The sequence below is a fragment of the Sorangium sp. So ce145 genome (assembly GCF_051525985.1).
GTDB lineage: Bacteria > Myxococcota_A > Polyangia > Polyangiales > Polyangiaceae > Sorangium > Sorangium cellulosum_B.
The window spans coordinates 8,800,324-8,820,888 of record NZ_CP150315.1 but is presented as its reverse complement, the minus strand read 5'-3'; the positions used below and the strand labels follow the sequence as shown (position 1 = coordinate 8,820,888).

General features: G+C 68.4%; 13 protein-coding genes. 9 read left to right on the top strand and 4 right to left on the bottom strand.

The genetic code is table 11. The features are described 5' to 3' along the window. Window positions 1-52: 52 nt before the first annotated feature. Window positions 53-580: a MarR family winged helix-turn-helix transcriptional regulator gene (locus WMF34_RS32650; protein ID WP_044966356.1), complete on the bottom strand. Its 528-nt coding sequence runs from the start codon at window positions 578-580 to the stop codon at window positions 53-55. Between the two features lie 33 nt (window positions 581-613). On the opposite strand from WMF34_RS32650, the gene WMF34_RS32645 reads away from it, so the two are divergent. The 4 genes from WMF34_RS32645 to WMF34_RS32630 all read left to right on the top strand — a co-directional run bounded on the left by WMF34_RS32645 (window position 614) and on the right by WMF34_RS32630 (window position 5,363). Beyond that, window positions 614-2,128, top strand: coding sequence for an FAD-dependent oxidoreductase (locus WMF34_RS32645; RefSeq protein ID WP_012239005.1), 1,515 nt, complete (start codon window positions 614-616; stop codon window positions 2,126-2,128). 77 nt (window positions 2,129-2,205) lie between these two features. Beyond that, window positions 2,206-2,787, top strand: a complete 582-nt coding sequence (locus WMF34_RS32640) for a metallophosphoesterase family protein (RefSeq protein ID WP_437990265.1) — start codon at window positions 2,206-2,208, stop codon at window positions 2,785-2,787. 389 nt (window positions 2,788-3,176) lie between these two features. After that, entirely contained in the window at window positions 3,177-4,373 is a 1,197-nt protein-coding gene (locus tag WMF34_RS32635) for a TIGR03118 family protein (RefSeq protein WP_437990264.1), read from the top strand. A 279-nt stretch (window positions 4,374-4,652) separates the two neighbouring features. Further along, window positions 4,653-5,363 carry a hypothetical protein gene (locus tag WMF34_RS32630; RefSeq protein WP_437990263.1) on the top strand — a complete coding sequence of 237 codons (711 nt, stop codon included), beginning with the start codon at window positions 4,653-4,655 and terminating at the stop codon, window positions 5,361-5,363. Here WMF34_RS32630 and WMF34_RS32625 read toward each other — a convergent pair. Next, window positions 5,325-8,726, bottom strand: a complete 3,402-nt coding sequence (locus WMF34_RS32625; protein WP_162144026.1) for a M4 family metallopeptidase — start codon at window positions 8,724-8,726, stop codon at window positions 5,325-5,327. The two genes, WMF34_RS32630 and WMF34_RS32625, sit on opposite strands and share 39 nt — an antisense overlap. A gap of 568 nt (window positions 8,727-9,294) precedes the next feature. On the opposite strand from WMF34_RS32625, the gene WMF34_RS32620 reads away from it, so the two are divergent. Further along, a complete protein-coding gene (locus tag WMF34_RS32620) occupies window positions 9,295-9,627 on the top strand; it encodes an AraC family transcriptional regulator (protein ID WP_044966347.1) in 333 nt (110 codons plus the stop codon). Between the two features lie 146 nt (window positions 9,628-9,773). On the opposite strand, the gene hrpA is transcribed toward WMF34_RS32620, so the two are convergent. Further along, window positions 9,774-13,553 (bottom strand): ATP-dependent RNA helicase HrpA, encoded by a 3,780-nt coding sequence (gene hrpA / locus WMF34_RS32615; RefSeq protein ID WP_437990262.1) that lies wholly within the window; start codon window positions 13,551-13,553, stop codon window positions 9,774-9,776. A 58-nt stretch (window positions 13,554-13,611) separates the two neighbouring features. Beyond that, window positions 13,612-14,529: a LysR family transcriptional regulator gene (locus WMF34_RS32610; protein ID WP_437990261.1), complete on the bottom strand. Its 918-nt coding sequence runs from the start codon at window positions 14,527-14,529 to the stop codon at window positions 13,612-13,614. A gap of 85 nt (window positions 14,530-14,614) precedes the next feature. Between WMF34_RS32610 and WMF34_RS32605 the strand changes: the two genes are divergently transcribed. The 4 genes from WMF34_RS32605 to WMF34_RS32590 all read left to right on the top strand — a co-directional run bounded on the left by WMF34_RS32605 (window position 14,615) and on the right by WMF34_RS32590 (window position 20,432). Next, window positions 14,615-15,577 carry an NAD(P)H-binding protein gene (locus tag WMF34_RS32605; RefSeq protein WP_437990260.1) on the top strand — a complete coding sequence of 321 codons (963 nt, stop codon included), beginning with the start codon at window positions 14,615-14,617 and terminating at the stop codon, window positions 15,575-15,577. 562 nt (window positions 15,578-16,139) lie between these two features. After that, window positions 16,140-17,231 carry a DUF1566 domain-containing protein gene (locus tag WMF34_RS32600; protein ID WP_437990259.1) on the top strand — a complete coding sequence of 364 codons (1,092 nt, stop codon included), beginning with the start codon at window positions 16,140-16,142 and terminating at the stop codon, window positions 17,229-17,231. A gap of 900 nt (window positions 17,232-18,131) precedes the next feature. Continuing rightward, the gene (locus tag WMF34_RS32595; RefSeq protein ID WP_437990258.1) at window positions 18,132-19,700 is read left to right on the top strand and encodes a hypothetical protein; all 1,569 of its coding nucleotides are present in this window, start codon (window positions 18,132-18,134) and stop codon (window positions 19,698-19,700) included. Window positions 19,701-19,874: 174 nt separating this feature from the next. Beyond that, window positions 19,875-20,432 carry a hypothetical protein gene (locus WMF34_RS32590; protein WP_157907062.1) on the top strand — a complete coding sequence of 186 codons (558 nt, stop codon included), beginning with the start codon at window positions 19,875-19,877 and terminating at the stop codon, window positions 20,430-20,432. The last annotated feature ends 133 nt before the right edge of the window (window positions 20,433-20,565 follow it).

Here is a 20,565-nt window from a genome sequence, read left to right as displayed (position 1 = left end):
CGCTCCACGGCCTGCCGGCACCACGACGGCGCCGCGGGAGGTCTGCGACCCCTCAGGTCTTGTCCGTTCCGCTTGACGGCGTCATCAAGTCGTCCACGAACCGGCGCATCAGGCGCACCAGGTCGCTGAAGTCTTCCTCACTCCACTTGGCGAGGACAGGGGCCGCGAGTCTCTGACGCGCGGCGTCCAAGGCGTCCGTCATCTGCCGCCCCTTGTCGGTGATCACCGCTTCATGGATGCGACGATCGGCCGGGCTCGGTCGACGTTCGATCAGCCCCAGGCTCTCGAGCTTCGCGACCTGGCGGCTGACGGTCGTGTAATCGCGCCCGGCTCGGTCCGAGAGGTCGACCACGCCGATCGGCCCGAAGCGCTCGATCCCGACCAGCAGCGGAAAGAGGGCTCGATCCAGGGAGATGCCTGCCTCCGCGAGCAGCGCCTGATCGCGCTGCGGCTGATTCATGAGCGCGACCAGATCGACCATGGCTCCGTGGAGCTCGCGGAGCTTCTTTTTTGTAATCCGTGTATTTTGCACAAATTCTCTTGACGCTTCGGAGGGTGCAACTATATGCACAGTACACATATTTGAAACGCGGTCCAAAAAACGGAGCTCGCCGTGGAACCTAATTTTTCGACGGATGTACTGATCGTTGGCGCAGGTGCTGCTGGGTTGACCCTCGCCATTGAGCTCGCCCGTCGGGGCGTTGCGTTCCGGCTCATCGACCGGCTGGACGGGCCATTTCGCGGCTCGCGCGGCAAAGGGATCCAGCCGCGCAGCCAGGAGGTGTTCGAGGATCTGGGCATCCTCGATCGCGTCGTTGCGGCCGGCGGCCTGTACCCACCCCCGCGGGACTATCGCGACGACGGAGGCTACGAGGAGTCGCAGATCATGGAGCCTCAGGACCCGACGCCTGGCGAGCCCTATCATCTGCCGCTCCTTGTGCCTCAATTCCTGACCGAAGCCGCGATGCGCGAGCGTCTGGCGGAGCTCGGGAAGCACCCGGAGTTCGGCCGCGAGCTGAAACGCTTCGAGCAGGATGGCGAGGGCGTCAACGCCCGCATCGCCGGCCCGACGGGCGAGGAGACCGTCCGCGTCCGTTACCTCGTCGGAGCGGACGGCGGCCGCAGCGTCGTACGGCACGCGCTCGCGATCGACTTTCCCGGCAAGACCCTGGGGGTGCGCGCGGTCGTCGCCGACGTCATCCTGGATGGGCTCAGCAGGGCCGCCTGGCATCGCTTCAACAACGGGTCGATGGAAAAGCAGATGTCGCTGTGCCCGCTCGTCGGCACCGACATGTTCCAGTTGCAGGCCCCGATTCCTCTGGAGGGCGATGTCGATCTCTCCGCGGAAGGCCTTACAGCGATGGTCACGGGCCGCACGGGCCGAGGCGACATCGTGATCCGTTCGGTCTCCTGGGCCTCCGCCTACACCATGAACGCGCGCCTCGCCGACCGTTACCGGGACGGGCGCGTCTTCCTCGCCGGCGATGCCGCGCATATCCACCCGCCGACGGGTGGGCAGGGACTCAATACGAGCCTGCAGGACGCCTACAACCTCGGCTGGAAGCTCGCCGCCGTTCTGGCAGGTGCGCCGGAGACGCTGCTCGCGACCTACGAGGAGGAGCGCCGGCCGATCGCCGCGGAGACGCTCGGCCTGACGACGAAGCTCCTGGAGGCGGCCAAGCGAGGCGCCATGCGCCGCGGTCGCGAGGTGCATCAGCTCGATCTGGGATACCCCGAGTCGTCGCTGGCCATGGGAAAGCCGGAGCGCAGCGGCGGCCTCCGCGCGGGCGACCGAGCGCCGGACGCGCCTGTCCGCGGCGTGGCGGGGATGCCGACACGGCTCTTCAAGCTCTTTCAAGGTCCGCATTGGACCTTGCTGGGTTACGGGCTGGACCGGCTCTCGGCCGTCAAGCCGCGCCCCGGACTTCACATCCACGGCGTGGGGCCGCACGGCGACATTCTCGATGACGGCGGCCATCTCCGCGATGCTTATGGCGTGTCGCTCGGCGACTGGGTGCTCGTCCGGCCGGACGGATATATCGGCGCCATCGTGTCGTCCGATCATGCACCGGCTCTGGAAGCCTACCTCTCCAGCGTCGGCCTCCCCTCGGTCTCCCTGCCGGCGTAGGCGGGCTGACGGGAGCGCTCCCCCGGCGCCGCGTGACGAGCTGGTCAGGCGCGGCCTTCACGACTACAAACCCGCGCATGGCCAAGCGCGTGCACCGCCGAGAGACGATCCAGCTCCGCGATGGGTCCCTGCGCCTCGTCGCGGTGGCGGACACCCACAGCCACCCGCACGCCGAGAGCGCCCGGCGGATCGCCGCGCTCACGCCCGATCACATCGTGCACGCCGGCGACATCGGCGCGCTCACGGTCCTCGATGGGCTCCGGAGCATCGCGCCGCTCTCCGCGGTGCGCGGCAACATCGATGTCCATGCGCCCGACATCCCCGACTCCATCGCGCTCGACATCCGCGATGGGGACGAGACGGTGCTCACCGCCCTGCTCCTCCACATCGCCCTCTACGGCGGCAAGCTCCGAGCCGACGTGATCCGCTTGGCTGCCGAGGTGGGCGCGTCGCTGGTCCTGTGCGGGCACTCCCACGTTCCCTTCATGGGCCGCGATCGTGGCCTGACGGCGTTCAACCCGGGATCCATCGGGCCGCGCCGGTTTCTGCTGCCGATCGTCTTCGGCGTGGTCGAGATCGATCGCAAGCGCGTGGCGCTCCGGCACGTGGACTGCGAGACGGGGGAGACGTGGATGCCGCCGGCCGTGGGCAGGGGGTGAGCGGGACCGTGGAGGCGCCGCCCAATCACGCGTCCCCCGAGGACGAAAGTGCGGTGCCGAACTGTCGCGATTCGTCATTTTTGTCGGGATCCCGGAGGATCGTGACGACGGGTCGCACCGCCTCGGAAGGCGTGGACCCGCCCTAGCCCAGCCGCCGACGTCGAGCCCGTAGACCTCGCGCCGGGGCTCACCGCTCAGTCGAAACGGAGCGTCCACCTTGCCGCTCCGCGGCGGGTCATGGGCGGTCGCGCGTTGCGCGGTCGAAGCGGCTATCGCTCCTGGTATTCCGGTGTCGTAAGCGATATTCGCGTGCAGGTGCGTCGGCGATTCCTGCTTGACGAAGAAGTCTCATGAGGCCTTAGTAGAGCGCTCCTGGGGCTTTTCATGCGGTGGTGCGGTTATCCGTTCGCTCTGCCGTTTACCTTTCGGAGCTGGGGAGGATACACATGAAAGCGAGCGCTTTGGTGGGCGGATGCGCCCTCGCGGCACTGGCGTTGTCCGCGGCGGAAGTCGGCGCGACGGACGTCGGCGCGACGGAGAGCGACCTCTGTTTTCGGCAGCGGAACCTCGTCGCGAATCGGACCGGTTTCAACGCGCAAGTCGTCGATTCCAATCTTGTGAACTCTTGGGGGATCCAGGCGTCGGCGGGGGATTTGCTCTGGGTGGCGGACAACGGGACGGGGGTGGTCACCGTTTACCAGACCAACGGTCAGCCGGTCGGCAGCCCGCAGCTCATCATCGATATTCCGGCCGCGGTGGAGAGCTCCATGTCGGCGCCGACGGGCCTCGTCCTGAACAAGACATCGAGCTTCGCGGTTCCCGGAAATTTCGATTTATCCGCGCTCTTCCTCACATGTAGCGAGGACGGGGCGGTCTCAGCGTGGAACCCGTTCGTCGATCTGACCGAGGCCCGGATCGTGATCGACAACTCCCGTAAATCGGCCGTCTACAAGGGCCTCGCCATCGGGCACAGCGCCCAGACAGGGCGCGACTTCCTCTATCTGGCGAACTTCGTCAGCGGGAAAGTCGAGCGGTACAACGGACGGTACCAGTTCCTCGATTCTTTCACCGACGATTGCATCTCCTCGACGACGGAGCCTTGTTCGCCCGGAGTGCCAGCCACGCAGAACAGCCAGTTCGCGCCGTTCAACGTCGAGGTCATCAAAGGTCAAGTGTACGTGTCCTTCGCGCTGCGGGAGCCAGGGGGCATCGACAACGAGCCCGACAACGGCTTCATCGACGTGTTCTCGCTGACCGGAAGGTTCATCCGGCGCTTCGCCTCGGAGGGGCCGCTCAACGCCCCGTGGGCGATGGTGAGGGCCCCGCGCAGGCTGGGACGCTTCAGCGAGACCCTCCTCGTCGGGAACTTCGGCGACGGCCACATCAGCTCCTTCGACTTCGATTCGGGCGAATTCATCGATCAGCTCCAGCGCTGCACCGACGGTGGCAGCGAGCCTCTCGTCATCGACGGTCTCTGGGGGCTCACCTTCCCGCCCGCGCCCGGCCCCAACCCGAGCTTGTTCTTCGCCTCGGGGCCGAACGACGAGGCGGATGGCCTCGTCGGCCGCCTCCGGCAGATACGCTGAGCGCCAGGACGACGGCGGCGGCTCCGCGCCGCGTGACCAACGGGGCTCCTTGGATGGCGAGAGGGGCCCCGGGCAACCTCGCATCGGTGATCGCCGAACACCGCATCGTGAATCCCAGGATCAGCGCATCGGTATCCGTTCGCTAGAGCCCATCCTGACGTCGAGCCGGCCAGGGAGATAGGCTTGGGCTCGCGGACAGTCGACCCGTTCGATGACGCGAGCGCTTTCGATCGGGTAGGCCATGAACGAGGACCCGCCTTCGACGCCGAGCATCTCGAAATGGATCCTCGTCGACGCGGGCCAATTCGGCAGAGGATAGGTTGGACCTCCGGGTCCACCGTCCTGCCGGAGGCGCGTGATCGCATTGGTGTGGTCCACCAGCTGGCCGGAAAAAAGGAGCTCCTCACCCAAGATGCCGACGAGCGCGCCCGGGGCACCTTCGGGAAGCTCGAGGAGGTCGGGCGGGCTCGTCTCCTCGCTATCGCGATTCAAGGTCACGAGGACGCTCTGGCCTTGGAGGCTGTTCCATTGTCCGACGAAGCCAGCGGGACCTTCGACGACCGTGGCGCAACCCGTGGAGCCGAGCTCGGTCCCGAGCGGCAGGGTCAAGTCTCGTTTGAAGGCGAGGTTTCCGTCCGGGTCGAGCTCGCGCAGGGACCAGACGGTTTCGCTGTCGCTCGCTCTCGAGCTGCGCTTTCGCCGTCGGAGCCAGCCGCGACGCCGTCACTCGAGTCATTGGATGCGGCGCTGCTCGGCGGGGTGGAATGGATCCTGGAGGCCGACATCGAGATGCTCCAGGCTCGGGTCGCCGACAAGTCGCTGCTGCGGCTGATCGGCAAGTGCTTGCATGTAGGGGGCCTCGACGGTGCGGAGTTTTCTGCGCCGGAGGACGGGACGGTGCTGGGCTCGGTCCTGTCGCCGCTGCTGGGCAACGTCTACCTTCACCGCGTGTCAGGGAACCACGTACTCTCCGACGAAATACGGCGATGAGCGCGAGCACGGAACGTACCCGCTCGTCGCGGTGCGGGTCCCGGTGCGGGTGCTCGTCGATGCACCGGTGCGATGGATGCCGATCGTGTAGCTGGTCGACGCGCTGATCGAGTACGGCGTCGCGCACACGAGGTACGTCCCGCGCGGGGCGGTGGTGCTCCAGAACACGTTCTCGGGCCCGGTGCCGGTGCGATCGTCGCGATCGAGCTGCCCGTTCTGTCCGAACCGGTTCGCGAAGTAGATCTCGGAGCCGTTCGGCGTGACGACGTGCAGGTCCATGTCGCCCGGACGGTCCCACGTCATCGTGAAGCGCAGCGGCCCGTCGCCGACGCACGCGCCGTTCTCGCAGACCATCGACGAGCCGCACGCGTTCGAGCACGAGCCGCAGTGGCTCTCGTCGGAACGGAGATCGCGACAGACGCCTCCGCAGAGCGTGCTCCAATCGGGACAGAGCGGCATCGTGATGGTCCGCTGCGCCATGCGCTCGCGCCCTTCGGCGTCCCAGGTGCGCACCTCGATCGTGCGCGACGCGCCCGCGGCCAAGGTGCCCGAGTACGACGCGTTGCAGACGCGCCCCGCGGGGGTGCAGGCCCCGTCCGCGAGCAGCGCGCCGCCCTCGTAGAAGCGGATGCGCTCGATGGTCGAGAGCGGTGACTCGGCGCGGGCATCGAGGCGGAACGTGAGCGTCGCGCGAGTCGTCGTGTAGGTCGTGCTCAGCACCGGCACCGTCGTCATGGTGAAGGTCGCGGTGTCTCGTCCTTCGTTGCCCCACGAGTCGAGGCAGCGACCCTCGAACGTGTGGGTGCCGTCGGCGGCGTTCGACACCTCGCGGCCGATCTCGGCCGACTCGCCGTTCGGACCGTACACGCTCAGCGCGTGCTCACCGCTCACCGCACGATCGGCCCACCACAGCTCGGTGCCGTCCATGGATAGCACGAGTCGCTGGATGCGCGTTCCGTAGCCGGGCACCAGGCTGTCGGTGGCGGTGAACGGCACCACGATCGTGCGCGGGGCCTCGGCGCGGAACCACGGCGTGACGTGGCACTGATTCGGCGCGGCGCGATCGATCAGATACGGGAACGAGGTGACCGAGTGATTGCCCAGCCCGTCGGTCGCCGTGACGCGGATCTCGGTGAGCTGGTGAGGCACCGCCGAGAAGTCGAACTCGACGAGCTCGGAGATCGGATCGCTCATCAGCCGCCACTCGGAGTTCGCAGGAATCCTGGTCCCACTCGAGAGCGGCCCGACGTCGACGACGTAGGACACGACTCCGTGGGGATCGGCCGCGCTGATTCGCAACGAGCGCCGCGCGGTGCGCGAGCTCTGGAGATCGACCGCGCTGATTCCGCTCGGGCCGGCCGCGTCGACCGCGAACAGCGCGGTGCTCGTCGTATCGTTCTCGCATCCGTCGTCGGCGCGGAGCTCGAACGCGTGAGTCCCGTCTCCCAGCTCTTCCGCGTCGAGGGTGAGGCTCGCGGTGTATCGTGCGCCTTGCGAGCCCAGGCTCACGAGCTCCGGGCTGAAGGTCCCGCGCTCCACGCCGTCGACGAAGAGCGTCGCGCTCGGGGGGTGGAACACGCGCGCCTCGTCGATCGTCACGTCAACCACGACGCCCTCGGTGGACTGCCGCACGCTGACGCCGGTCGCGGGCGGGACGCGATCGGCGACGTCCCCCACGTTCACCGCGGCCCACGCATCCTCAATCGCCTTCTGGTCGTCGGAGCAGAACCCGTAGCGGCGCGACGCAGCGCGCACCATCGCCGCGCGCATCGAGGAGAACGTCAGGCGATCGCCGGGGTCGAGCTCCTCGACGAGAGCCTCGTAGAGCACGCGCAGCGCGGGATCGAGGCCGATGCCTTCGAGGCCGTCCGGCAGGTACGAGCTGGTGTTGTACACCGGCGGCCCGAACGGGTTGGGCGCGGTCGCGACCCCGTACGCCGCGAAGTAGAATGCGCGCCGCACGATCCCGCCGGCGTAGTGCGCGCCGATGGATCCGTTCTCGATCCCCGTCGCGATCGCGGGGCTATAAGCGTCGATCGCGTACTGCTGACGGCTCGGGCGATCGAAGTAGCGGTAGTCATTCGGATAGATGCGATTGCCCCAGATCCAGGCGACCGGCTCGGCGACTCTCGAGAAGGTCCCGTGTCCGAAGCCGCCCGCGCCTCCGCTCAGCTCGCGCGTCGCGTGGGCGTCGATGAGCACGCCGAAGATGTCGCTGATCCCCTCGTGCAGCGCGTTGAGCTCGGTGTTCTCGAGCGGCGGACCGACCTGCGCGTCGATCAGCGCGTGCCCGTACTCGTGCCCGAGCCACTCGGGATCGGCGGCGGGGCGCGAGTCCTGGTTGGTCAAGCGCGCTTGACCGATCACGATGATGTTCGACTCGTGCACCCACCTCGCATTCCAGATGTACGTGGGCTCGATCGAGTTGGTGCGCACCTCGATCGAGTCGGTCACGCCGAGACGGGTGCGCCCGAAGTGGTATCGGAAGAAGTCGTACGACGCGCCGATCGAGTAGTGCGCGTCGGCCGCGGTGGTTCGGCCGGCCTCCCCGAACGCATCGGCCGTGCTCGCGATCAACGTGCGATCGCCGAACTCCCCGTCGGTGTCGGTCACGCGCACGATCGATGCCGGGAACCTCTTGTACGGAGGCAGCTCGATGAACGTGTGGATGCCCGGTCCGATGGCGCCGCACGGGTCGCTGCTCGGTGTGCTCGAGGTGCGCGTGATGTCGGCAAGGCACTGGCTGCCATCGGGCGCGGGCAGGCCGCCGATCTGCACCGACTGGACCTCGAGCGGCACCGGCGACGAGAAATACCCGAGCCCGACCGCCTGATCGGACGACGCTGCGGGCTCGTTCCTCACGCGCTCTCCGGTCTGGGCGTCGATCACCGCGATGTCGCTGGGAAGGCGAGCGTCGCCCTCGAGGAGGTCGACACGCCAGGTGAGCCGCAGCGAACGGATCGATCGCGGCGGCGGCTCGAACGTCGGGTCGCCCGTGACCTCGAGATCGTCGAGCTCGGCCTCCAGCGCGAGCCGAGGATGCGCCCCGCGCAGTCGAGGCGGCGCGACGATCGCAGGAGCGACATCCGCGCGAATCGGCGCGCCGTCGACCGCGCCCGACGGGACATCGCGGATGATCACGGGCGTGCTCTCGGCGAGCTCGATCGCGCGCTCCGCATTGATGCCCGGCACCATGCTCACGCGACGCGCGTCGTCGGAGAGCGCGAGCCAGCGCACGACGTGGGCGCTGTCGGTGCCGCGGATGGCTCGAATGCCCGCGCCGCGCACCGGGATGCCATCGCGCGCGAGCGTGTACTTCTCCTGGACGGTGCCGTCGAAACGGGTGTCGACCTGCGAGAGCACGAGCTTGTAGGGAGCGAGCGCGCCCTCGAGCGACTCGAGCGTGTGGGAATCGCTCGCCGATGTGCTGGCATCGGCGGTGGGCTGCGGCTTGGCATCGAGAGGTACGACGGGCTCCGCGCATCCCGCTGCACAGGAGACGAGCCAACCCAGAACCGATGCCCACCGCCCTGTCCGCGCCATGTGCCGATCTCCCCAAGAGAAGGAAGCCCGAAATGTTTCGGAGACGTCAAGCCCCAACTGCTGGACCTGCCCTGGGTTCACAGAATATTCTTCTATGCGATCCGGCCCTCCTGGAAAAACGACGCTATACCAACAACTTATCCATGCATCGACGATGAGGCAGCCCTGAGGTCAAGGGCTTGAGCGCTCTCTTTGCGCGGCTGGTCGGCTTCGGCTCGGCAGCGGCGGCGCTCGGCGTCGTCAGTGCAGGTCGTTTCGGCATGGACGCCTCCCTTCGCCCCGGTCGGACGTTGTTCCGCTTGTGCGTGAGCGCCTCGTCGCATCCGAGGATGAGGCCGCGTTCACTCCACAGCCTACGGGGCTCTTGACCTCTCCCGCTCACCGCCACATGCGAATCCTCGACATCGCGCTCGAGAGCCATTTCGCCAGCGAGACTAGCTTCACTCGCTCCTTTCGACACGAGCTCGGGCGCTCCCCCGTGGAGTTGCGGGCGTCGAGCGACGCGCACGCGATCGTACGTCCCGCGGTCGTGCGGACGTTCGAGTGGCTTCGGCAGGTGGGCGCGACATCTCCTCTGCTGAGGGCCTCGAGCGCTCAAAACACCGGCGACCGGCACGGAAATTCGCGTGATGTCGGACGGGCCGGCAGCCGGAAGCCGAGCCTGGCCGTGTGCGCACCGAGCGGGTACGATTCGGAGCAACACGATTCGCTTGATTCCTGAGCGATTTCTCTGGATCCGGGGCGAAACTGCCTGGATATTTGAATCAATTTTCTCGATATGGCGTTGTGGGGTTGAGGCGCGCGGTCGGGTCGCGAGCCGCGCGCATTGCCGCATCACCGATGCTTGCGCTTGAGCTCATCGCGCAGCTATCCCAGCAGCCGCTTCCACTGCTCCGTGAGCCGTTGCGGCGAGACAGGGACGGCCGCCTTCAGCTCGGGCGCGAAGAGCGACACCCTGAGCTCCTCGATCAGCCAGCGGAACGACTCCAGCTCTTCCGCGGGCACCCCCTTGTCGCGCAGCCCCTGCTGGTGCTTGAGGTAGTCCTGCCAGAACGGCAGCACCTGCGCGGCCTTGCTCTGGTCCTTCTGCGGCCCGTTGGGCAGCCGCTCGAGCCGGATCTGCGCGGCGCGCAGGTACCGGGGCAGGTGCGCGAGCCGGTCGATCGGGGCGCGCGAGAAGAGCCCGACCGGCAGCAGGAAGTCGACCTGCGTGCGCACGTCGTCGAGCGCCGGCCGGGGCGCGCCCGGCTTGCCCGTCATCGACCGGAGCATCGCCTGCACGCGGTCGAGCTCGACGCCGATCTCCCGCGCCAGCCCCGCGAGCTTCCCGAGCACGCCCTGCAGCGACCCGCGGCCCTTGTCCAGGCGCGCCTGGAACGCGGCCTTCGTCCTCGGAAAGGCGCCGGGATCGCCGAGCTGGAACGCCTCGTCGAGCGCGCGCAGCGCGATCTGCCGGGCGAGGCCTGGCTCGCCCGGGGCCACCTTGGCGCCGAGGCCGCTCACGGCCACGGCGCTCCGCAGCGGCTGCTCGAGCTGGCTCATCTTGCCCCCGAGCTGCAGCAAGAGGAGCCGCCGCAGCCCGGCGCGCGTCGCCTCGGCCGCCGCGGCCCTCGAGGCGAGCACGCGCACCGACACGGACGTCTCCCCGTCGATCAGCGCCGGGTAGCCGAACACCTTGTGGCGCCCGGCGTCGACCTGGACGCGCTCGGGCAGCGCCTCGACGCTGAACGACGTGAGCCCGTCCCGCTCCAGGCCCGCCTTGCCGACCCTCGCCCAGGCCTCGCGCGCCCGGCCGGACAGCCGCTCCTTGAGCTCCCGGAGCTCGCGCCCCTCGCCGATCACACGGCCGTCCTCGTCGAGCACGCGGAAATAAAAGCGCAGGTACGGCGGCAGATCCTGGGGCCGGAACGCGTCGGCGGGCACGCGCTCGGCGGTGCGGTCCTCGACCGCGCGCGCGAGCGCCGGCCGCAGCGGGCCCTGGAACGGCCGTAGCTCCGCCGCGATCTCCCGGGCGACCTCGCGGAGGGGGGCGAGCGGGACGAGCGCCTTGCGGAGCGATTTCGGCAGCGACTCGAGCAGCTGCGCGATCTTCTCGGCGTGCCACCCGGGGATCATCCACTCGAGCTCGTCGGGATCGGCCTGCGGCAGGAGCACGAGCGGCAGCGAGAGGGAGATGCCGTCGTCGTCCTCGCCCGGATCGAAGCGGTAGGAGAGCGGCACGGCGGCGCCGTAGAGGTCGAGCGCATCGGGGAAGCGCTCGGGTGTGAGGTCCGCGGCCTCGTCGAGCAGGACGTCGGCGAGCGACAGGTGGAGCGCCCGCGGGTCCTCCGCCTCGGCCTCCTTCCGCCACGCCTCGAACGTCTTGCCGCTATAGACGCCCTCGGGCACGCGCCGGTCGAAGAAGAGCTCGAGCGCGTGCTCGTCGGCCAGCATCTCGCTCCTCCTCGCCTTGTCGCGCAGCCGGCTGACCTCCTCGAAGAGCCGCCGGTTCGCCTCCATGAACGGCGCGCGCGTCGCGTACTCCTGCCGGACCAGCGCGTGGACGAGGAAGATCTGGCGCGCGGACTTCGGGTCGATCGCCCCGAAGTCGACCCGTCGATCCCGCGCGATCGGCAGCCCGTACAGCGTCACCTGCTCCCGGGCCATCACGGCCGCCGGCTTCGCGGCCCAGTGCGGGTCGCTGTGGCTGCGCTTGCAGAGCGGCCCGGCCGCGGCCTCGATCCACGCGGGATCGAGGGCCGCCGCCATCCGGGCGAAGAGCTGCGACGTCTCGACCAGCTCGGCGGCCATGATCCACGCGGGTGGCTTCTTCGCGAGGCCCGACGACGGGTGGAGCTGGAAGCGCGTCTGCCGGGCGCCCAGGTACACCTTGTTCTCCTGGTTCCACATGCCGATGCGGCTGAGCAGGCCGGGCAGGAGCGCGCGGTGGATGGCGTCGCCCTTCGCGGGCGCGTCGTTCGGCGAGAACCCCATCTCCTTCGTGATCCGGCTGATCTGCCGGTGGACGTCGGCCCACTCGCGCATGCGGAGGTACGAGACGAAATGGTCGCGGCAGGCCTTCCTGAGCTGGTTCTGGGTCAGCCGGCCCTGCGCGTCCTGGTAGAAGCTCCACAGCTTCAGCAGCCCCACGAAATCGGAGGCCTCGTCCTTGAATTTGCGGTGCGCGTCGTCGGCCTGCTTCTGGGCGGCGAGCGGCCGCTCCCGCGGATCCTGCACGCCGAGCGCCGCGGCGATGATCAGCACCTCGGCGAGCGCCCCCTCGCTCTCGCCGCCCAGGACCATCCGGCCGAGCCGCGGATCGAGCGGCAGCCGCGCGAGCTTCCTGCCGATGTCCGTGAGCTCGCCCGCGTCGTCGAGCGCGCCGAGCTCCTCGAGGACCCGGTAGCCCTCGTCCACGGCGCGCTTCGACGGCGCGTCGAGGAAGGGGAAATCCTCGATCGCGCCGAGCCCGAGCGCCTTCATCTGGAGGATGACGCCCGAGAGGCCGACGCGCAGGATCTCCGGATCGGTGTACGCGGGCCGCGCCCTGTCGTCCTGCTCGTCGTAGAGCCGGAAGCACACGCCGCTCTGCACGCGGCCCGCGCGCCCCTTGCGCTGATCGGCGCTCGCGCGCGAGATGGGCTCGATCTGGAGCTGGGTGACGCCCGTGCGCGGGCTGTAGCGGTTGACGCGGGCGAGCCCGGAGTCGATGACGTACACGATGCCCGGGATGGTGAGCGACGTCTCCGCGACGTTGGTCGCGAGCACGATCCGCCGCCCCGGCAACGACTGGAACACGCGCTGCTGGTCGCCCTGAGGGAGCCGCCCGTAGAGCGGCAGCAGCGTGGTGTGCGGCAGGCCGTGGCGCGTGAGCTCGGCCATGGTGTCGTGGATCTCCCGCTCTCCCGGGAGGAAGACGAGGATGTCCCCGCGCGGATCGATCGAGGTGATCTCCTCGACCGTGGCGGCGACGGCGTCGGCGACCTCGGCCTCTCCGCTCTCCGGGCGGCGGTGGATGACCTCCACGGGGTACGTGCGGCCGGAGACCTCGATGACCGGGGCGCCGCCGAAGTAGGCCGCGAACCGGTCGGTCTCGAGCGTCGCGGAGCTGACGATGACGCGGAGATCCGGGCGCTTCGGCAGCAGGCGCTTGAGGTAGCCGAGCAGGAAGTCGATGTTGAGGCTGCGCTCGTGGGCCTCGTCGATGATGAGCGTGTCGTAGCCCGAGAGCCGCGGATCGCCCTGGATCTCGGCGAGGACGATGCCGTCGGTCATGTACTTGACGTAGGTGGCCGGGCTCGTCCTGTCCGAGAAGCGGATCTTGTAGCCGACCTCCTTGCCGAGCTCGACGCCGAGCTCCTTGGCGACGCGGGCCGCGACGCTGGTGGCGGCGATGCGGCGCGGCTGCGTGACGCCGATCCGCGCGGAGAGGCCGCGGCCCATGGCCAGGCAGATCTTGGGCAGCTGCGTGGTCTTGCCCGAGCCGGTCTCGCCCGCGACGATCACGACCTGGTGCGCCTCGATGGCCCGGGCGATGTCGCGCACCCGCGCCGAGATGGGCAGCTCCTCGGGAAAGCGGACCGGGCCCCCCGACGCGGGCGGGGACGAGGTCCGGCCGCCGGGGGAGGGCGGGGCGGGGGGTTGCTCTTGCGGAACGCGGTGGCTCACGGTGGGGCGAGGGGGTAGCACCTCCCGCCGCGGGGCGCCGTTCGAAGCCGCTCGCTCGTCACTCCGCGCGCCCGGGAAAGCCGCGGCCGAGCTCGCGCACCACCTCGCTCACCAGCTCGCGCAGCCAGCGGTGACGCGCGTCCTGGTTGAAGCGCCGGGCCCAGGCCACGCACATGGGCAGCTCGGGCGTGCTCACGGGACAGGCCTGACGGTGCAGACGGGGAGCAAGCACGCGCACGATGTCGTCGGGCAGCGTGGCGACCAGATCCAGCTCACGCACGAGCGTGATGGCTGCCTGAAAGCCCGGCACCGTCACCGCCACGCGCCGGCGCTTGCCCAGGGCGCGCAGCGCGTCGTCGACGTAGCCGCCCTCTTCGCCGCCTGGCGACACCAGCGCGTGCTCGGCCGCGAGGAACGCTTCGAGCGTGAGCTTCTTACGCTTGCGTGTGACCGTGACGAAGCGGCGCGTGTACTGCGCGCTCAGCACCAGCTCGTCGAGCATGGGAATGCGAACCTGCCCCCGCAGGTCGGGCATCACCGCCAGATCGACCACGCCGCGCACGGCCTCGTGCGCGCTCTCGAGCACCAGCGGACGCACGCGGATGTCGAGCCCGGGCGCCGCCGCGCGCATGCGCTCGAGCAAATGGCTCGCCAGGACGGCCTGCATGTCGTCGCCGAGCGCGAACGTGACCACGCCCTGGGCCGTGTGCGGAACGAACGCGCTGGGTGGACCGAGCACGCGCTGGGCGCCCGAAAGGAGCGAGCGCACCTCGGGCAAGATCTCGCTGGCCCGCCGGGTGCGCACGAGCTTTCTGCCCGTGCGCACGAGCAGCTCGTCGCCCGTGGCCTGGCGCAGCTTCTCGAGCGTGCGACTCATGGCGGGCTGGCCGACGCGCATGCGGCGAGCGGCCAGCGTGACGCTCTCGGTCTCGAGCAGGGCGAGCAGGGCAGGCAAGAGGTCGACGGGGGCATCCATGCTTTGTAAGCATACATGATAGGCCGAGAATCGATTGTCGGCATGATCGAGGGCAGGACATGTTGAGGACCGAGGAGAGGTCCCCATGTCGAAGCGCAGAGAAACGGAGAGCCCCAGGCACATCGTGGTGGTCGGCGCTGGCCAGATCGGCACGCCCCTGGTGGAGCAACTGGCCGCAGATGGCCACCGGGTCACGTGGTGCAGCCGCACGAAGCCCGCTTCCATGCCCATGGGCGTGGAGCACCGTTCGGTCGACGCTCGCGATGGCGAGGCGCTCGCGGAGATCGCGCGTGGTGCGCACGCCATGATCGCCGCGGTCAATCCCGCCACCTACGACGCCGACGTCTGGGCCGAGACCTTGCCTCCGCTCCACCGTGGCCTGATCGAGGGTGCGAGCCGTGCCGGTGTGCGCCTGGTGCTGCTCGACGCGCTCTACCTGTACACCTTGCGCGAGGGCCCGCTCTCGCCCGACACGCGCCATGCGGCCGAGACCGAGAAGGGGAAGATCCGCATGCAGATCGCCGACCTGTACACGGCAGCGCAGCGCGGGGGCATCTTGCGCGCGGTGATCTTCCGCGCCAGCGACTTCTGGGGGCCCGATCTCAAAAGCGCCCTGCTCACGCGCGACGGCCTGCGCGGGCTCAAGAACGGGAAGCGCCCGATGCTGATCGGCGACCCCGACGCGCCGCACGCCTTCACGCATCGCGACGACGTGGTGAACGGCCTCATCAAGCTGGCGTTCGCGGGCGACGACGTGGAGGGCAGGGTGTTTCATGCGCCGGTCATCCACGTGAGCCAGCGCGAGCTCGTGCAAGCGGTGGCCCATGCCATGCACGTGGCGGTGCGCCCGATCGTGGCCAAACGCTGGCTCCTGCGCGTGGCAGGCCTGTTCTCCAGGTCGGCGGGCGGCATCGTGGAGATGCTGCCCCAATGGGAACAACCTTACCTCGTGGACGACTCGAGTTACACCGGACGCTTCGGCGCGCGGGCGATCACGCTCCAGGAGGGCGTTGCACAGCTGGCCAAGCTCACCGCGGCCCTGAGCTGACCCACGCGACCCCAGCCGAGGTGGCTGGACTCAGCGAACCGAGAAGAGCTCGAAGTCAGCCCACGCTCCGCCTGTGAACTTCAGCTCTCTGTGCTTCAGCGGATGGTTGTCTCGCGACAGGAGGCGCTCGCCCACCGCACACGCCAATCGATTGGAAATTGCCTCCTGCTCGTCGGACGTCAATTCTTCGAAAATCCGATCGAAGCGCAGCCATCACTCGTTTCTACCAGCCGCACGCAATTTCTGCGACGGGGAATGGTCTCGACGGTGAGACCCCATCTTCATCCCGCCGGCTCCGCACCCGAGGCTGGCCAACCGACGGCGTCGGCTTCGGCCGGGAAAAGCGCATCGTCCGACGCGTCGCGGAGGCGCCGCGTCGGATCGCCGCGCTTCACGAGTGGAAGGCCTGCCTGATCGCAGAAGGCCCGTCCTGTCGATGAGCTCGTACAGTCGGACTGCACGAGTCAGGAACGGCTCCGGGAGTCTTGACTTCGCGGAACGCGTTTGCTCTTGCTATCCGCCAGAGAAGTCGGCGTCGATTTCTACTTGAATGCGCCTTACAATGGTTCAATCTACCTTGATGCCATCCGTTGATGAGAAGAAGAGAAGGCGAGGGCAGGGGCGGTCGATCTTCGCCCCTTTCCTTTTCTTGGGGTTCACACTCGTGGGCTGTGACAACTCGTCTGAGGCGAGTTCGCCGAAGATCTGCGGGGAGAATTGCAGTACCGACCAGGATCCGACCTCACCCGAGAGCCCTGACGGCACCGAGAACGACGGCACCGAGAACGACGGCACCGAGAACTGCTCCTCCTCCGATCCTGCTCTCTTCCAGGTGGCGCGGTGGCCGATGCCCGGCTCGACCGGGGAAGACCATTCCGTTCAATATCGGGTGGACGAGGAGGTCACCCACGACGAGATCACCGGACTCGACTGGCAGCGGCAACTAGCGTCGGTTTCACTCACAGATGAGGATGCGGCGGAATATTGCGCTGAACTCAGCCTGGGCGGGCACTGTGATTGGCGACTGCCCACCCGAGTTGAAGGGGTCAGTTTGCTCGAACTACAGAGAAAGCCTCCTTCCTTCGACCCAGGGGCCTTTCCGGATATAGACGGTGAACTTGTACTTTGGTCGGGAAACCCTGAGCGGCTCTTTCGCCTTGGCAGTGATGGAGGCCTTCGTGTGCGATCGCCCACCAGCGCGGGCCCGGACAGGGTGCGGTGCGTTCGCGGGGGAGGGGTCCCCGACAGCGACGGCAGTCGCTACGAGCTCACACCTGACTTGGCGCGGGACTTGGGCACCGGCCTCACTTGGACGCGAGCAACGAGCAAGCAAACTTACGCTGATGCCGCTTCGATGTGTGCAGGGTTGCAATTGGATGGGGGTGGTTTTCGAGTTCCCAGTTTGAAGGAGCTGCATACTCTCATCTTCGACTCAAAGCCAAATGGTCCATGGATCGACCAAAGCGCCTTTCCCAGCTTTCCAGCAGCGGTATCCGGGCATATCATTTTCTGGACCTCGTCGCTCGAGGCCACCGACTCGAATTCGGCTTGGATGCTCGACTTTGCCACCGGCACCGCCGAGGCGACCTCAGTCACGGCAACTTTTACTCTGGAGAGCACGCTGCACGTCCTCTGCGTCCGCTCGCGGCCGTAGCGCATAACGCAGGCGGCGACCCCGTGGTTGGGGCAACCTGACCCTGGTTCGCCTGTGGAAGGTAGATGAAACGATGGACCCGCTCGCGCGTGAGCTGAAACTCCGTCTCAGGGCAACAGACAGCTGTGACGCTGCATGGGAAGTCATTGCGGGAGCGTCTGATCCTGGGCAGCAAGGAGAAGCGATGGGCAGCCTTCTGCCCGACAACCAGCGTCTTGCTCTGGCTGCTGGATGCAGCCGTAGAGCAAGACGTGGATATGATCGTGGGCTTGTTATCGGCCGCCGATCGGCAGGTGGTCAAGGCGCTGGCAGGCGCTCACCTCAAGAGCTGCGCCACCTGCGCCTTCGAGGCCGCCGCGGGAGGTAGAACCTGCTCACCGGGACGCGGCGAGGGCAGAGAGGGGTGTGCGCTGCTCGGACGTCGGCTCGAGCCGAGCCACGAGCGCGGTGGTCTCCAGCGCGCCGGGTCGCCTCCGGCGCCCTGCGCCCCGAACCCCAGTACGGCGGCCGCCGCGTCGGCGCTGGGTGAGCGGCCTGGAACGTCACCTGGCTCGTCGTCTGCCGGAAACCCTCGCCCTGGCGCCCTCCGCTCATGGCAGCGGCGGCAAAGCGTCCGGCGCCGCCAGGTTCAACCTGTCTGTCGCTCCCGGGCTGTTCCTGGTACAGGGTCATCCGCGGGTGAGGGAGGGTCCTGTGGTAGAACACGTCGGCCAGCCGAAATCTGTGCTCCGCAGGCCAACGGCACGTAGTATTCGCCTCGAATGAAGGCTTTCATGTCCACGTGCGCCCGAACCCCGCGCGCGGTTCCATCTTCCGCGTGCCGCGCGTGGATCGGTGTGCCCGATCGCGAGGGGCGTCCGGCGGGATCCGGCGCGATGCGCCGTGTCCTGGCGAAGGGCCATGCTCCCCGCTGAGCCGCTCGACGAGGCGCCCCTCACCGCCGGCGAGGCTCCCATCGGACAGCGGTCGACGCTGTTCCTCATCGTCTCCTACCGGCACCCCGACAGCGAGCAGGGCGCCTTCGATCTCGAGGCGTTCGAGCGCCGACTCCTCGCAGAAGGCAACTTTCGCCCGAAGCGCATCGACGATCCCACGCTGCTCCCGCACCTGAACGTCCAGGTGCAGGCCGGTCGCCTCCTCCGCGCTTACGAGCCCACGGCCACGCTCGGCAACCTGTTCGACCCGCGCGCGCGCTGGGTCTTCGAGCGCCCGCCGAAGCCGCAGCGGGCCGCCGCGCCTGCCTCGGCGGACGAAGCGGACGGGGACGAATCGAGGGCTCCGGTCCAGAAGAAGCCGTCCGAGAGGGGCAGAGATCCGGGCATGCCGTTCAAGGTCGTGGTCCCACCGCGGCTCTACGTGATCGAGACAGGCCACGTCTTCGTGGTGCTCGGCGTGCGCCCGACGACGCTCACGCTGGGCGCGTTCCAGGACTTCTACACGGCGGTCGTGCGGCGGGGGTACAACCACCTCTTGCCGGAGCGCATGCCCCGGCGGAAGGCGGGGCGAGACGGCGAGACGCGCCCGCACCCGCTCGTCGCCATGGCGGAGAAGGCCGCGATCAAGGGCACGACGCTGCGGGACTGGCTCACGCTGCTCGTGCCAGGCCTGCCCGTCGAGGCGCCGATCGGCAGCTGGCCAAACCCCATGGCGGTGAACGTCCTCTTCACGGAGGCGATGCCGGGCCCGGCGGATCGCTACCGCCTGCGGCTCTCGCACGGCAGCGATCAGCCGATCGAGCCCTCGCAGGAGGACTGCCGCATCGAGGGGCACAAGGCGATGTGGGAGCCCTCCGCGCGGGAGCTCTGCCTGTTCTCGCCCATCGGGGTGACATGGCTGCTCTGGCCGCTCGACCCGCCGGGACAGCTCGGGCAGTTCGACATGGCCGTGCTCGAACGATATGTGTACAAATGGATCCTGGTCGAGCACGAGCGGCTCTTCCTCTTGAACCTGTCGAGCCAGTGCGCCCGCCTCTCGAGCCGTCCCGACGCGCGCGTCTTCGGTCGGATGCGGCTGTCGCTGCTCCAGTACACCGCGAGGTTCAGCGTCGGCCACATCAGCTCGGAGGAGCGGCACGATCGGTTCTACTGCGGCCTGCGGGCGGCGCTCGACATCGGGGGTCTCTTCGACGAGGTGAAGGCGGAGATCACCGAGATCGACGAGTACCTCTCGGACCGGCGGGCGGAGCTCCTGAACCAGGTGCTCGCGTTCTTGACGCTGGTCCTCACGCCGGTCGGCCTGGTGATCGGGATCTTTGAGCGGGGGACGCTGCCCGCCTTCGATTTCGAGCTCGCGCGGCTCGCGATGCCGGGGGCGTGGCCACTCTGGAGAGCGTGCCTCTTCCATGGGCCGCTGTGGCTCCTCGTCCTCTCGGCGGTGGCCGGGACGCTCGGCTTCGTCCGCCTCCTCGGGATAGGGACGCTGCGATCGCTCGTCGCCCGCGTGCTGCGCGGCAGGGGCGCGGACGACTGAGCGTCGCGCCGCCGGCGCATGGCTGGAATCGGGGACGAAACGAGAAAGTAGGATCTACCCATGGTTGAACGAGATGGTAATGGGCAGCTCTCAGAGGCGCTCGACAGCTCCGCTCAGGCTCAGGCGCTGGCGCGTGAGGTCCACGAGGATCGGCAGCTCACCATCGAGCCCTCCGTGCAGGCGCCGCTGCAGCGGCTCGAAGGCTCTGGCCCGCCGGGGATCGAGCCGCAGGACGATCCGATCGAGGCCGCGTTTCGTCGGGAGGTCGCTGAGCTGACTACGAAGTGTACGGGACAGACGTACTGGGACAGCGTGTTTGGCTTGCGCAGCGTGGAGGAGCTCTGGGCTCGTCATCTGGTGGGCGTCGATGCTGGCGCCGACGACTTGACGCGGGAGGTGCAGCGCCGCGTACGGCAGGGGATCGAGCGGGCGCGCCTCGAGCAGGCCATCATCCATCTGGGTCGGGCCGAGGAGTGGCAATGGCAGCTCGGGTCCTGCGCGACGGGGAGCGGCGAGGGGCTCGCGTCGATGGCGCAGGTCAGGATGCTGCAGGCCAGTCGCGCGTGGCTGCACGGCGGCATCGCCCATCACCTCGGGCCAGAGGCTGAGGCGGCGAGCGCGGAGGCCCGGCGCCTCATCAGCGAGGTTCGGGCCGATCGAAACCAGATGGGGCGCCGGGAAGAACAGGCATTGCGCGACCTGGAAGCGTTCCTCGCCCGATCGGCGAAGTGAGACACGACGTCGCGGCGGCCACCTCGACTGCGCTGCTGGGATCCATTGACGGGGTTCGTTCATGGGGAATGAATAACTTACACGTAAAGTGATCCATGCCCGGATGCGCAGCCGCACCCGGAGCTTGTCGAGG